This is a genomic window from Streptomyces sp. BR1, assembly GCF_052373795.1.
Lineage (GTDB): Bacteria > Actinomycetota > Actinomycetes > Streptomycetales > Streptomycetaceae > Streptomyces.
Genome location: NZ_CM126252.1, coordinates 5907058 through 5920562 on the forward strand (window position 1 = coordinate 5907058; position 13505 = coordinate 5920562).

The 13505-nt window shown below is 70.5% G+C and carries 11 protein-coding genes; 8 read left to right on the top strand and 3 right to left on the bottom strand.

Annotated elements, in window-relative coordinates:
- Positions 1–45 precede the first annotated feature (45 nt).
- From ACT1U9_RS25855 to ACT1U9_RS25870, 4 genes are all read left to right on the top strand, one after another.
- On the top strand, positions 46–2880 hold the full coding sequence (locus ACT1U9_RS25855; RefSeq protein WP_444535038.1) for a DEAD/DEAH box helicase: 2835 nt from the start codon (positions 46–48) through the stop codon (positions 2878–2880).
- 168 nt (positions 2881–3048) lie between these two features.
- Positions 3049–3708, top strand: coding sequence for a PadR family transcriptional regulator (locus ACT1U9_RS25860; protein WP_444535039.1), 660 nt, complete (start codon positions 3049–3051; stop codon positions 3706–3708).
- A 199-nt stretch (positions 3709–3907) separates the two neighbouring features.
- Positions 3908–4942 (top strand): ATP-binding cassette domain-containing protein, encoded by a 1035-nt coding sequence (locus tag ACT1U9_RS25865; RefSeq protein ID WP_444535040.1) that lies wholly within the window; start codon positions 3908–3910, stop codon positions 4940–4942.
- Between the two features lie 80 nt (positions 4943–5022).
- Positions 5023–5769, top strand: a complete 747-nt coding sequence (locus ACT1U9_RS25870; RefSeq protein WP_444539246.1) for an ABC transporter permease — start codon at positions 5023–5025, stop codon at positions 5767–5769.
- A gap of 164 nt (positions 5770–5933) precedes the next feature.
- On the opposite strand, the gene ACT1U9_RS25875 is transcribed toward ACT1U9_RS25870, so the two are convergent.
- Positions 5934–6779 carry a siderophore-interacting protein gene (locus tag ACT1U9_RS25875; RefSeq protein ID WP_444535041.1) on the bottom strand — a complete coding sequence of 282 codons (846 nt, stop codon included), beginning with the start codon at positions 6777–6779 and terminating at the stop codon, positions 5934–5936.
- 82 nt (positions 6780–6861) lie between these two features.
- Positions 6862–7770 (bottom strand): 5'-3' exonuclease, encoded by a 909-nt coding sequence (locus ACT1U9_RS25880; protein ID WP_444539247.1) that lies wholly within the window; start codon positions 7768–7770, stop codon positions 6862–6864.
- A gap of 227 nt (positions 7771–7997) precedes the next feature.
- Here ACT1U9_RS25880 and ACT1U9_RS25885 point away from each other — a divergent pair, with 227 nt between their 5' ends.
- The 4 genes from ACT1U9_RS25885 to ACT1U9_RS25900 all read left to right on the top strand — a co-directional run bounded on the left by ACT1U9_RS25885 (position 7998) and on the right by ACT1U9_RS25900 (position 12396).
- Positions 7998–9098: a quaternary amine ABC transporter ATP-binding protein gene (locus ACT1U9_RS25885; RefSeq protein WP_444535042.1), complete on the top strand. Its 1101-nt coding sequence runs from the start codon at positions 7998–8000 to the stop codon at positions 9096–9098.
- On the top strand, positions 9091–10887 hold the full coding sequence (locus ACT1U9_RS25890) for an ABC transporter permease/substrate binding protein (RefSeq protein WP_444535043.1): 1797 nt from the start codon (positions 9091–9093) through the stop codon (positions 10885–10887). Before ACT1U9_RS25885 ends, ACT1U9_RS25890 begins: the two co-directional genes overlap by 8 nt.
- 229 nt (positions 10888–11116) lie before the next feature.
- Positions 11117–11668 (top strand): helix-turn-helix domain-containing protein, encoded by a 552-nt coding sequence (locus ACT1U9_RS25895; RefSeq protein WP_188271628.1) that lies wholly within the window; start codon positions 11117–11119, stop codon positions 11666–11668.
- Positions 11668–12396 carry a helical backbone metal receptor gene (locus ACT1U9_RS25900; RefSeq protein ID WP_444535044.1) on the top strand — a complete coding sequence of 243 codons (729 nt, stop codon included), beginning with the start codon at positions 11668–11670 and terminating at the stop codon, positions 12394–12396. The genes ACT1U9_RS25895 and ACT1U9_RS25900 overlap by 1 nt, the downstream gene beginning before the upstream one ends.
- Here the strand turns inward: ACT1U9_RS25900 and ACT1U9_RS25905 are convergent.
- Positions 12365–13462: a TDT family transporter gene (locus ACT1U9_RS25905; protein ID WP_444535045.1), complete on the bottom strand. Its 1098-nt coding sequence runs from the start codon at positions 13460–13462 to the stop codon at positions 12365–12367. The genes ACT1U9_RS25900 and ACT1U9_RS25905 overlap by 32 nt on opposite strands.
- Between the last annotated feature and the right edge of the window lie 43 nt (positions 13463–13505).

The window sequence follows — 13505 nt, forward strand, 5'->3', positions numbered from 1 at the left end:
AGATCGAGACCTCTGTCAGAGGGGGCGGGTAGGCTCGAAGACAAGATGACAGAGGACCTCTCACCAGCCGAAGCGTACGCAGCTGCCCGGCTCCGCGCCGCCGAGCAGGCCACCGCGCTCGCACCCTTCCGCGACCTGTACGACTTCGATCTGGACCCCTTCCAGATCGAGGCCTGCCAGGCACTCGAAGCCGGAAAGGGTGTGCTCGTGGCCGCCCCGACCGGCTCCGGCAAGACCATCGTCGGCGAGTTCGCCGTCCACCTGGCCCTGAGCCAGGGCCGCAAGTGCTTCTACACCACGCCCATCAAGGCGCTCTCCAACCAGAAGTACGCGGACCTGGTCAAGCGGTACGGCGCGGACAAGGTCGGCCTGCTCACCGGCGACAACAGCGTCAACTCGGAGGCGCCGGTGGTCGTGATGACCACCGAGGTCCTCCGCAACATGCTCTACGCGGGCTCCCAGTCGCTGCTCGGCCTCGGCCATGTGGTCATGGACGAGGTGCACTACCTCTCCGACCGCTTCCGGGGCGCCGTCTGGGAAGAGGTGATCATCCACCTGCCCGAGTCGGTGACGCTGGTCTCGCTTTCGGCGACCGTCTCCAACGCCGAGGAGTTCGGCGACTGGCTGGACACGGTCCGGGGCGACACCGAAGTGATCGTCGCCGAGGAGCGCCCCGTTCCGCTGTGGCAGCACGTGCTGGCCGGGCGGCGGATGTACGACCTCTTCGAGGAGTCCACCGACCACGGCGGCCGCGGCGGCGCCCGGCGCGAGGTCAACCCGGACCTGCTGCGCATGGCCCGGATGGAGAACCAGAAGACGTACAACCCGCGCGACCGCAGACGCGGCAAGATGGTCCGCGAGGCCGACCGCGAGCGCGAGCGGCGCCAGCGCTCCCGGATCTGGACGCCGGGCCGCCCCGAGGTCATCGAACGGCTCGACGCCGAGGGCCTGTTGCCCGCGATCACCTTCATCTTCAGCCGGGCGGGCTGCGAGGCCGCCGTCCAGCAGTGCATGTACGCGGGCCTTCGGCTCAACGACGAGGAGGCGCGCCACAAGGTGCGCGAGATCGTCGAGGAGCGCACCGCCTCCATCCCCGGCGAGGACCTGCACGTCCTCGGGTACTACGAGTGGCTGGAGGGCCTGGAGCGCGGCATCGCGGCCCACCACGCGGGCATGCTGCCGACCTTCAAGGAGGTCGTGGAGGAGCTGTTCGTACGGGGCCTGGTGAAGGCCGTGTTCGCCACCGAGACGCTGGCGCTGGGCATCAACATGCCCGCTAGGACCGTGATCCTGGAGAAGCTCGTCAAGTGGAACGGCGAACAGCACGCCGACATCACGCCCGGCGAGTACACCCAGCTCACCGGCCGGGCCGGGCGGCGCGGCATCGACGTCGAGGGCCACGCCGTGGTGCTGTGGCAGCGCGGTATGGACCCGGGCGCGCTCGCGGGCCTGGCCGGCACCCGTACGTATCCGCTGCGCTCCAGCTTCAAGCCGTCGTACAACATGGCGGTGAACCTGGTCGAGCAGTTCGGGCGGCACCGCTCGCGCGAGCTCCTTGAGACCTCCTTCGCGCAGTTCCAGGCGGACAAGTCCGTCGTCGGCATCTCCCGTCAGGTGCAGCGCAACGAGGAGGGCCTGGAGGGCTACCAGGAGGGTATGAGCTGCCACTTGGGGAACTTCGAGGAGTACGCGCGCCTGCGCCGTGACCTCAAGGACCGCGAGACGGAGCTCGCCAAGCAGGGCGCCCACCAGCGGCGGGCCGCAGCCGCCGCCTCGCTGGAGAAGCTGAAGCCCGGCGATGTGATCCATGTGCCGACCGGCAAGTTCGCCGGGCTCGCGCTGGTGCTCGACCCGGGCATCCCGGCCGGGCGCTCCAACGGCCACCGCGGCTTCGACCAGCACGACGGGCCGCGCCCGCTGGTGCTGACCTCGGAGCGGCAGGTCAAGCGGCTCGCCTCCATCGACTTCCCGGTGCCGGTGGAAGCGGTCGAGCGGATGCGCATCCCGAAGTCGTTCAACGCGCGCTCCCCGCAGTCGCGTCGCGACCTCGCCTCCGCGCTGCGCACCAAGGCGGGCCACATCGTGCCCGAGCGGCACCGCAGGGGCCGCGCCGAGGCCGCCGACGACCGCGAGATCGCGCGGCTGCGCGCGGAGTTGCGGGCGCACCCGTGCCACGGCTGCGACGAGCGCGAGGACCACGCGCGCTGGGCCGAGCGCTACTACCGGCTCAAGCGCGACACCCAGCAGCTGGAGCGGCGCATCGAGGGGCGGACGAACACCATCGCCCGCACCTTCGACCGGATCGTGGCGCTCCTCACCGAGCTGGACTATCTGCGCGACGACGAGGTCACCGAGCACGGCCGCCGCCTCGCCCGGCTCTACGGCGAACTGGACCTGCTGGCCAGCGAGTGCCTGCGCGCCGGCGTCTGGGAGGGCCTGAGCCCGGCCGAACTGGCCGCGTGCGTCTCGGCGTTGGTGTTCGAGGCCCGCCAGGCAGACGACGCGGTGGCGCCCAAGCTGCCCTCCGGCGCGGCCAAGGCGGCGCTCGGCGAGATGGTCCGCATCTGGGGCCGCCTCGACGCGCTGGAGGAGGACCACAAGATCAACCAGGCGGAGGGTGTCGGCCAGCGCGAGCCCGACCTCGGCTTCGCCTGGGCGGCCTTCCAGTGGGCCTCGGGCCAGGGCCTGGACGAGGTGCTGCGCGAGGCGGAGATGCCCGCGGGCGACTTCGTGCGCTGGTGCAAGCAGGTCATCGACGTACTGGGCCAGATCGCGGCGGCCGCCCCGGGCACCTCGGCGGGCAGCACGGTCGCCAAGAACGCCCGCAAGGCGGTCGACGGGCTGCTCAGGGGAGTGGTGGCGTACAGCTCGGTGGGCTGACGCAGGCAGGTGTACGTAACGGGTGGCCCCCGTCGGATGCGTCCGGCGGGGGCCACCTTGTTGTGTACGCGTTGTGAGCGCGCGCCTGGACCCACGACGCGATATGTCGTGGTTGACGGACGATCCAACTCGCGATATGTTCGTTGACGAGTATTCGGAGGCGAGGTGATGGCTGTGGCGACCGGACGGCGCAAGCTCCGCAATCCGCTGGCGCTGGCCGTGATGGTGCTGCTCTCGGAGCGCGCGGCCATGCACCCGTACGAGATCGCCCAGACTCTGCGCCGACGCGGCAAGGAGTACAGCATCAAGATCAATTACGGATCGCTGTACACCGTCGTCCAGAACCTCGAAAAGCACGGCTTCGTCGAGGTCGCCGAGGTGCAGCGGCAGGGCAACCGGCCCGAGCGGACGCTGTACGCGCTCACCGCGGCCGGGCGCGAGGAGATGGCCGACTGGATGGCCGACATCATCTCCGTGCCGGTGCACGAGTTCCCGATCTTCGAGACGGCGCTCTCCCTCCTGGGGGTGCTGCCGCCCGACGAGGTCATGGAACTGCTCGACCAGCGTCTGAGCACGCTGGAGGTACGGGCCGCCGCGACCCGGGCGGTCCTGGGCAAGCTGAGCGAGACGCTGCCCCGGATCTTCCTGGTGGAGACCGAGTACCAGCTCCATATGACCGAGGCCGAGACCGAGTGGGTCCGCGGGTTCCGCAAGGAGATCGCGGACGGCACGCTCAGCGGCGTCGCGGGCTGGCGCCAGTGGCACGCGACCGGTGAAGTCCCCGCCGAATGGCGGGAATTGGAGGATGAGGACCACTCCCGCGAGTAGCTGACGCGCGAGGAGAACAAAAAAGAAAACCCCGGCGAACGCTGTTGCAGCAGCATCCACCGGGGTTCGAACCCCGGACCGGGCCCACAACGTGGCAGGCCAGGCGATCGAGGTGCGGCACACCAAGGATAGCCCGGCGCTCTCACGTGGATCGGTCCGTCGTACCCGACCCCACGCTCACCACAGGAGAGCCCCCGTCATGAACACACAAGCGCCCGCGGTCCAGGCGCGCAACCTCGTCAAGACGTATCCCGGTGACGTCACCGCGCTCAGCGGGATGGAGATCGCCGTCGAGGCCGGTACGGTCTTCGGGCTGCTCGGGCCGAACGGCGCCGGCAAGTCCACCACCGTCAAGATCCTCACCACCCTCGCCCGCCCCGACTCAGGCACCGCGACCGTCGCCGGACACGATGTGCTGCGCCACCCCGACCGGGTGCGGCGCGCGATCGGGGTCGTCGCCCAGCGGTCCGGGGCCGACCCGGTCGCCACCGGACGCGAGAACCTGCGGCTCCAGGGCCGGTTGTACGGGCTTCGGGGCGCGGCCCTGACCCGGCGCGTGGACGAGCTGCTCGAACGGTTCGACCTCGCCGACGCCGCCCAGCGCGTCGTCAAGGGCTACTCGGGTGGGATGCAGCGCCGCCTCGACGTGGCGCTCGGGCTCGTCCATCGGCCCGAGGTCCTGTTCCTGGACGAGCCGACCACCGGGCTCGACCCCGAGGCCCGCACCGCCATGTGGGAGGAGATCTCCCGGCTCGCCGGGGACGAGGGGCTGACGATCCTGCTCACCACCCACTACCTCGAAGAGGCCGACCGGCTCGCCGAGCGCATCGCCATCGTCGACCGGGGCAGGGTGGTAGTGGAAGGCACCCCCGACGAGCTCAAGGGCGAACTGCGCGGGGATGCCGTGCACTTGGAGCTGCGCGAGGCGGTGGGCGGCGGTTCCGGTCGGCTGCTGCGCGACGCGCTCGGCGGGCTGCCGGGTGTGCACGAGATCCTGATCGACGGACGCCGGGTCAGCGCCCGCGCCGACGACGGCGCCGCCGCCGTGCCCGCGCTGCTCGGCGCGCTGGAGCGGGCCGGGGCGGCCGTCGCGTCGGCCACCGTCGCCCGGCCCTCCCTCGACGACGTCTATCTGCGGTACGCCGGACGCCGTTTCTCCGAAGCCGAGGCCGCGGCCTCCGCCGACGCGTCCGCCTCCGCTGCCGCCCTCGTCACCGCCGGAGATGCCCGATGAGCACACAGACCGCTCCCCTGGCCGCGTCCTCGCGGGCCTCCTCGGGAAGCCTCGCCCAGACCCTCGCCCATACCTGGTTCATGACGCAGCGTCAGCTGATGGCGATCGTGCGGCAGCCCGCGTATCTGCTCATCACGCTGATCCAGCCGGTGATCTGGCTGTTCCTGTTCGGGAGCCTGTTCAAGAAGATTGTCGAGCTCGGTGGGTTCGGTACGACGACGTATCTGGACTACCTCGTCCCGGGCATCGTGGTGATGAGCGCGCTCGGGTCCAGCATGTGGGCCGGTATGGGCACGCTGGAGGAGATCGAGCGGGGCACGCTCAACCGGTTCCTGACCACGCCGGTCAGCCGTAGCGCGCTGATGAATGCCAATGTCGCGCAGAACGGCATCAGCATCGCCGTGCAGTCGGTCATCATCCTGCTGCTCGGGCGGATCGGTGGGGCGCACTATCCCGGGGGGTTCGTCGGGATGGTCATCCTGACCGTCGGGGCGATCCTCGTCGGTACGGTGTTCGGCGCGCTCTCCAACGCGTTGGGGATGCTGGTGCGGGAGCGGGAGTCGATCATCGGGATCAATACGTTCCTGCTGCTGCCGCTGACGTTCTTGTCCTCGGCGTTCATGGCGCCGTCGCAGATGCCGGGGTGGATGCGGCACATCGCCGACTTCAATCCGCTCAACTGGGGTATCGCGGTGGGGCGTTCGGCCTCGTCCGCCGACCCGGACTGGGGGCTCGTCCTTGGACGGGGTGGGGCGTTGCTGGCCCTGGCCGTTGCTGCTGTGTGGCTGTCGACTCGGACGTTTCGGTCGTATCAGAAGTCCGTCTAGGGGCCGGTTGGTCGGGTGCGGACCGTGGTGGGCTGGTCGCGCCTGCGCGGCGGAGCCGCAAATGTGACAGCCCCGCGCCCCTTGAGTGACCAGGAACCGTAGCGGACTGCCACTGGCGCGCTCAGCCCGTCGGGTGCGGGGCCTCGGCCCCGCACCCGGAAGTGTCAGGCCGCCGCCTGCTCCTGCTCGCGCTCGACCTGCTCGTTCCACTCGCGCTTGACCGCTCGCCATGCGTCGTCGTCCTGGCCGAGGCGCCAGTAGCCCGAGATGGAGAGGCGGTCGCGGGGGATCTGGCGGTCGAGGCGGAGGTGGCGGCGGAGGTCCTTGACGAAGCCCGCCTCGCCGTGGACGAAGGCGTGGACGTCGCCCTCGGGGAACGCCAACTCCCGCACCGCTGCTATCAGTTGGTCGCCCACCGCGGTCTCGCCCCGGTGCAGCCAGGTCACCGACACCCCGTCCGGGGTCCGGATCTCCTGCTCGTCCTGCGGGCCCGCGACCTCCACGAAGGCGTGGACCAGGGCGCCGGCCGGGATCCGCTCAAGGGCGGCGGCGATCGCCGGGAGGGCGCTCTCGTCGCCCACCAGGAGGTGCCAGTCGGCCGCCGGGTCCGGGGCGTAGCCGCCGCCCGGGCCGACGAACCGGATCACATCGCCGACCTGGGCGCGGGCGGCCCACGGACCGGCCAGGCCCTCGTCGCCGTGGACCACGAAGTCGACGGTCAGCTCGTCGCGCTCGGCGTCCCACGTCCGTACCGTGTACGTGCGCTGGCTGGGCCACTGCTCGCGCGGGAACTCGGCGCGGATCCGCTCCATGTCGAACGGTTCGGGGTAGGTCACGCCCTCGGCCGGGAAGAGCAGCTTGACGTAGTGGTCGGTGTGCTCGCCCACGGTGAAACCGCCGCCGCCCGCGCCCCCGAGAACGATGCGGATCATGTGCTCGCTGATCCACTCCGTGCGCACCACGCGCGCCTCATGGGCCCGTGGTGCCTTGCGGGCCGCTCGTTCTGCCACAGTGCTCTCCCCTGTTTCAGCTCTGCTGTTCATATCTTCTTAGGTTTACCTAAGTTAGCACCTCGCTCAAGCGATATACGTGTCACGGCCGCAGGGTGGTGAGCAGACGGGGCAGTGAGCTGCCCAGGCCCCAGCGCTCGGCCAGCTGGTCGAGGGTCTCCGGGTGCAGCGCCTCGTCCGGCAGGGCCGGGTCGAAGTCGGGCAGCGGCACGTCCAGGGCCACCCGAACCACCTTCGGCGCCACGTCCAGGTAGTCGGCGGCCTCGATGATGCCCTTGCGCTTGGCGGGCGTCAGCTTGGAGGTGCGGTCCCCGGCCGCCCGGCGCACGCCCGCCAGGTCGCCGTACTCCGAGATCAGCTGCGCCGCCGTCTTCTCGCCGATGCCCTTGACGCCCGGCAGGCCGTCGCTGGCGTCGCCGCGCAGGGCCGCGAAGTCCGCGTACTGATCGGCCCGCACTCCGTACTTCGTACGGATGAGTTCGTCGTCGATCAGGTCGCAGTCGCCGACGCCCTTGCGGGGGTAGAGCACGCGCACCCCGCGCTTGTCGTCGACCAGCTGGAACAGGTCGCGGTCGCCCGTGACGATGTCGACCGGGCCGGGGGCCGCCGCCGACAGGGTGCCGATCACGTCGTCCGCCTCGTAGCCCGCGACGCCGACCCGGGCGATACCCAGCGCGTCCAGGACCGCCTCGATCACCGGGACCTGCGGCGCGAGCGTGTCCGGGACCTCCTCCTCGTCCGGGACGCCCTCGCCCGTCTCGGTCGCCACCCGGTGCGCCTTGTAGGAGGGGATCAGCTCGACCCGCCAGTGCGGGCGCCAGTCCGCGTCCATGCAGGCCACCAGATCGTCCGGGTGGTGGTCCTGGACCAGGCGGGTGATGAAGTCGAGCAGGCCGCGCACGGCGTTGACCGGGGTGCCGTCCGGGGCCCGGACGGTGTCGGGGACCCCGAAATAGGCCCGGAAGTACAGGGAAGCGGTGTCGAGGAGCATCAGGCGTCGCGTCACACCCCGATGATGCCGCACCCCACTGACAGTCACCTCTGAAGCCGCCCACGCCGCTGTCGGCAACCCCCTCGCGCAGTGAACTGGATCACCTTTGCGTTTGCTCCAGGTAAAGCCGGGCAGGCGCGGCGCTGGAGTGGCCCTAGGTGTCAGTTTCAACTACTGCATCAGGACACGGACCGATTCCGTACCGCTCCACGGCCCGCGCGCGGGGGATGCGGGCCGTTTTCCGTTCTACCCGTGAGGTGTATGTGTCCAGGCTGCAAGCCGAGCAGCTCTACAAAGTGTTCGGCAGACGACCCGACGAAGCGGTGCGCAAGCTCGCAGGCGGTGCCGACCGCGACGAGCTGCGCGCGGCCGGGACGACCGCGGCGGTGATCGACGCCTCGTTCACGGTGGAGCCCGGCCAGATCTTCGTGGTCATGGGACTCTCGGGATCCGGGAAGTCCACCCTCCTGCGGATGCTCAACGCGCTCATCGAGCCCACCTCGGGCCGAGTCCTCTTCGACGGCCAGGACCTGACCAGCCTGTCCGCGAGCGAGCTGCGCACCGTACGCTCGACCAAGATCAGCATGGTCTTCCAGCACTTCGCGCTCTTCCCGCACCGCAGTGTCCTGGAGAACGCCGCGTACGGCCTGGAGGTCCAGGGCGTCCCGCGCGCCGAGCGCGAGAAGCGCGCCGCCGAGGCCCTGGAGCTCACCGGGCTGGCCGGCTGGGGCGACTCCTGGCCCGACGAGCTCTCCGGCGGTATGCAGCAGCGCGTGGGCCTGGCCCGCGCGCTCGCCACCGACGCCGATCTGCTCCTGATGGACGAGTCGTTCAGCGCGCTCGACCCGCTGATCCGCCGCGACATGCAGGACCAACTGCTCGAACTGCAGAAGCGCCTCAAGAAGACCATCGTCTTCATCACCCACGACCTCAACGAGGCCATGCGGCTCGGCGACAACATCGCGGTGATGCGCGACGGGCGGATCGTCCAGCTCGGCACCGCCGAGGACATCCTCCTCACCCCTGCCAACGACTACGTGGCCTCGTTCATCCAGGACGTCGACCGCTCCCGGGTGCTCACCGCCGTGTCGGTGATGACCGAGCCGGAGCGCGCGGACGCCGGGGAGTGCGACTGCGAGAGCGTCACCCTGGACACCTCGGTGGCCGACCTGTGCGCCGTCGCGGCCCGGGTGCCGCACGCCGTCTCCGTCAAGGGCGCCGACGGTGCGCTGCTCGGCGTCGTACCGCAGGAGCGCCTGATCGCGTTCCTCGGCGACGACGAACGCGGGCCCATGGCCTGCTCGGCGCAGGAGGTGGCCCGTGCCTAGGCTTCCCCTCGGCGACTGGGTCGACAGCGCCGTCACGTTTCTGCAGAACCATCTCTCCTGGCTGTTCGACGCCATCACCAAGGTCGTCAACGGTATGTACGACGGCATCGACGCGGTCCTGTCCGCGCCGCAGCCGCTGCTCTTCGCGGGCATCCTCGCCGTCGTCGCCTGGTGGCTGCGCGGTCTGGTCGCCGGTGTGCTCGCCTTCGGCGGGTTCGCGCTGATCGACTCGATCGAGCTGTGGGACGAGGCCATGTCGACGCTGTCGCTGGTGCTCGTCGCCACCGTCGTGACGCTGGCACTCGCCATCCCGCTGGGCATCTGGTCGTCCCGGTCCAAGACCGTGAGCGCGATCAGCCGGCCGGTGCTCGACTTCATGCAGACGATGCCCGCGATGGTCTATCTGATCCCCGGCATCATCTTCTTCGGCGTCGGCGTCGTCCCCGGCATCATCGCCACCATCGTCTTCTCGCTGCCCCCGGGCGTACGGATGACGGAGCTCGGCATCCGCCAGGTCGACCCCGAACTGGTCGAGGCGGCCGAGGCGTTCGGCACCACCCCGCGCAACACCCTGCTCAGGGTGCAGCTCCCGCTGGCGCTTCCCACCATCATGGCGGGCGTCAACCAGGTCATCATGCTGGGCCTGTCCATGGTCGTCATCGCGGGCATGGTCGGCGGCGGCGGGCTCGGCGGTGCGGTCTACCGCGCCATCGGCAACGTCGACATCGGGCTCGGCTTCGAGGCGGGCATCTCCATCGTCGTCCTCGCCATGTACCTCGACCGGATGACCGGCGCGCTCGGCCGCGCCGTCTCGCCGGTGGGCCGCCGCGCGCTGGCCAAGGCCCGTACCTCCGGCGCCAAGCTGTGGAACCACCGTCCGCAGCCCGCCGTCGCGGTCGTCGGCGTGGTCGTCCTCGCGCTGGTCGCGGGCGGCATGGGCATGTTCGGCTCGTCCTCCACGACCACCGCCTCCGGCGCCGAGAACGTCGGCAAGGGCAAGAAGGTCTCCATGGGCTACATCCCGTGGGACGAGGGCATCGCCTCCACCTTCCTCTGGAAGGAGCTGCTGGAGCGGCGCGGCTACAAGGTCGACACCAAGCAGTACGAGGCGGGCGCGCTGTACACCGGTATGGCGGGCGGCCAGATCGACTTCGAGACCGACTCCTGGCTGCCGGTCACCCATGCCACGTACTGGCAGAAGTACCACGACAAGCTGGAGGACCTGGGCTCCTGGTACGGCCCGACCTCGCTGGAGCTGACCGTGCCCTCGTACATGAAGGGCATCGACTCGCTCGACGACCTCAAGGGCAAGTCCGGCCAGTTCAAGGGGCGGATCATCGGCATCGAGCCGAGCGCCGGAATGATGGGGCTGCTCAAGGACAAGGTCCTCAAGGAGTACGGCCTGGACGGTGAGTACAAGGTCGTCGACGGCTCGACGCCGTCGATGCTCGCCGAGCTCAAGCGCGCGTACGCCAAGAAGGAGCCGGTCGTCGTCACGCTCTGGTCGCCGCACTGGGCGTACAGCACGTACGACCTCAAGAAGCTCAAGGACCCCAAGGGCAGCTGGGGCAAGGGCGACGGTGTGCACACCCTGGCCCGCAAGGGCTTCGGGGCCGACAACCCGGAGGTCGGCGCCTGGCTGAAGAACTTCAAGATGACGGAGCAGCAGCTCACCGGTCTTGAGGCGAAGATCCAGTCGACCGGCAAGGGCAAGGAGCAGGAGGCCGTCCGCGCCTGGCTCAAGGAGAACCCGGGCCTGGCCGACAAGTGGACGCCCGTGAAGGGCTGACACCTGCCACGCGCGCGTTGACACGCGAAAGGGCGAATGGTTTCAGCCGTCCTCGCCCGCAACGGGGCCCCGCCGCTGTACCGGCGGGGCCCCGTTGTCGCAAGGTGTGCAGGGCTTTACCCGAGGGCACTCTTCTTCCGCACGATGGTGCCCCCGGACGCCGAAGCTGCGTAGGGTGCAGGCAGCGCGGCGGCCGAGTGAGCCATGGTGACGGGGAGGAGCCGGAGAGATGGACGACAAGGAAACTCTTCGGGTGGGCGTGGCCGTGCGGCGGCTGCGCCGCAGGCTGGGGCTCACCCTCGCCGCGGTCGCGGAGCGCAGCGGCCTCTCGGTGCCGTTCCTGAGCCAGATCGAGAACGAGCGCGCCCGCCCCAGTGCCCGCTCCCTCGCGCGCGTGGCGGACGCGCTCGGCACCACCGTCCCCGAGCTCTACGACGCGGCGGACACCGCCCGTACCGTCGAGGTCGCGCGCGCCGACGGGGACGGCGAGGGCGGGGTGCGCCAGCTGCTGCGCGGTCACCACCAGCTGCACGCGATGGAGTTCACCGGCGAGCACGACACCGCCCGCGAGTTCCAGCACCGCAACGACGAGTTGATGTACGTGGCCGACGGCGCCGCCGAGGTGGAGGCGGAGGGCCGGGCCTACCGTCTTGAGCGCGGCGACACGCTGTGCCTGTCCGGCGGGGTCCGCCACCGCTGGCGCGCGGCCGTGCCCGGCACCCGGATCCTGCTGGTGGCGGTGGCCGACCACATCGAGGCCATCGAGGAGACCCGGCACTGATGACCCCGCCCCGGGTGGTCTCGCTGGTGCCCTCGCTCACCGAGGCGGTGGCGGTCACGGCCCCCGGGCTCGTCGTCGGCGCGACCGACTGGTGTACGCATCCGGCCGCTCTCGACGCCGTACGCGTAGGCGGCACCAAGAACCCCGACGTCCCCGCGATCGTCGCGCTCCGCCCCGACCTGGTGATCGCCAACGAGGAGGAGAACCGCGAACAGGACCTCGCGGCCCTGCGTGCGGCGGGGCTTGAGGTCCTGGTCACCGAAGTACGCGACTTGGAGCAGGCGTTCACCGAGCTGGCCCGGGTCCTGGTCGAGGGGTGCGGTCTCGCACGTCCGAGCTGGCTCGACGAGGCCCGCCGGGAGTGGGATGTGAGCGCGTCCTTTGGCCAGCCACTGACGGCCGTCGTGCCGATCTGGCGCCGCCCCTGGATGGTGCTCGGCCGCGACACCTTCGCGGGCGATCTGCTGTCCCGGCTCGGCGTCCGCAATGTGTACGCGGACCACGCCGAGCGCTATCCGCGCATCCCCGTCGACGAACTCAACGCCGCCGGGGCCGACTTGGTGGTCCTGCCCGACGAGCCGTACCGCTTCACGCCCGACGACGGCCCGGAGGCGTTCCCGGCGCTGCCGGCCGCCCTCGTGGACGGCCGGCTGCTCACCTGGTACGGGCCCTCGCTGGCCGAGGCCCCGGCCGCACTTATCGGGGCGCTGCGAGCAGCCTGCCGCTGACCAGGCCCCGAACGGTGTGGAAGCCCGCCACCAGCCAGGCCGACGCGAGCAGTGCGTACAGGCCGACGGAGAGCCAGTCGAAGGCGGCCAGGCCGGTGTGGCGGGCCAGGCCCTCGGCGCCGGTCACGCAGGTGCCGACGGGGAAGGTGAAGGCCCACCAGGTCATCGCGAAGGGCATTCCGGCGCGGGCCGCGCGGACCACCATCGCGACGGCGAGCGCCAGCCACATCAGAGCGAAGCCGATCACCGGCACGCCGTAGACGACGGCGAACACGCTCAGGCCGTTGGCGTACGGGGCGTCGATCGCCCCCGTGGCCACGTCCGCCAGCTTGTTGACGGCGGTGGTCGACTGGCCGAGGGGGCCGAGGACCAGGAACAGGGCCGGGGTCAGCGCGAGCGGCAGGGGGCCCTCGTGGACGAGCCGCGAGAAGACCAGCGGCAGCATCACCATGGTGGCGAGCAGGCTCATGCCGAACATCGCGTACGAGGCGAGCAGCATCGCCTCCCGGGGCTGGCCGGTGGGCAGGTGGGGGACCAGGAGCGCGCCGAGGGTCGCCGAGACCATGGGGGCGACCACGGGGAGCAGCCACACCGGCGAGGCGGTGCCGGAGGGGACCTTGTGGCGCACGACCATCAGATACGGGATGCCCACGGCGACCGCGAGCCCGGTCAGGGTGCCTATGCCGTACAGGATCCAGGCGAGCGTGACGGCCGCGTCCTGGCCGATGACGTCCTTGCCGACGACGAGGGTGCCGATGCCGACGGCCAGGAACGCCATCGACATACAGCCGTAGAACGGGGCCACGCCGGGGTCCATGAGGTGGGCGCGGGCCTGGTCGCGGTGGTGGACCCAGTGGGCGGCCCGGGCGATGGCGAGCACCACCAGCATGGTCAGCGACAGGGCCCAGATCACGGTCAGCCCCGGGATGTGGAACGGGAGTCCGGCGCCCGCGTTGGCGATGATCGCCGTGCCCATGACGGCGGCGTACCAGTTGGGACCGAGGTGGCGCAGTGCGGACAGCGGGGTCGCCGGTGCCTGTGTGCGCGAGTGGATAAGGGTGACCATGTGTCCACCTTCGCCCTGCTTGCGGAGGCCCGCCAGACCGGAT

Excerpts from the sequence above, each read along its gene's own strand:
- ACT1U9_RS25855 (WP_444535038.1), top strand. The coding sequence starts at position 46 with ATGACAGAGGACCTCTCACCAGCCGAAGCGTACGCAGCTGCCCGGCTC.
- ACT1U9_RS25900 (WP_444535044.1), top strand. The coding sequence starts at position 11,668 with ATGACCCCGCCCCGGGTGGTCTCGCTGGTGCCCTCGCTCACCGAGGCG.
- ACT1U9_RS25865 (WP_444535040.1), top strand. The coding sequence starts at position 3,908 with ATGAACACACAAGCGCCCGCGGTCCAGGCGCGCAACCTCGTCAAGACG.
- ACT1U9_RS25885 (WP_444535042.1), top strand. The coding sequence starts at position 7,998 with ATGCGGGCCGTTTTCCGTTCTACCCGTGAGGTGTATGTGTCCAGGCTG.
- ACT1U9_RS25905 (WP_444535045.1), bottom strand. The coding sequence starts at position 13,462 with ATGGTCACCCTTATCCACTCGCGCACACAGGCACCGGCGACCCCGCTG.
- ACT1U9_RS25860 (WP_444535039.1), top strand. The coding sequence starts at position 3,049 with ATGGCTGTGGCGACCGGACGGCGCAAGCTCCGCAATCCGCTGGCGCTG.
- ACT1U9_RS25895 (WP_188271628.1), top strand. The coding sequence starts at position 11,117 with ATGGACGACAAGGAAACTCTTCGGGTGGGCGTGGCCGTGCGGCGGCTG.
- ACT1U9_RS25870 (WP_444539246.1), top strand. The coding sequence starts at position 5,023 with ATGACGCAGCGTCAGCTGATGGCGATCGTGCGGCAGCCCGCGTATCTG.
- ACT1U9_RS25880 (WP_444539247.1), bottom strand. The coding sequence starts at position 7,770 with ATGCTCCTCGACACCGCTTCCCTGTACTTCCGGGCCTATTTCGGGGTC.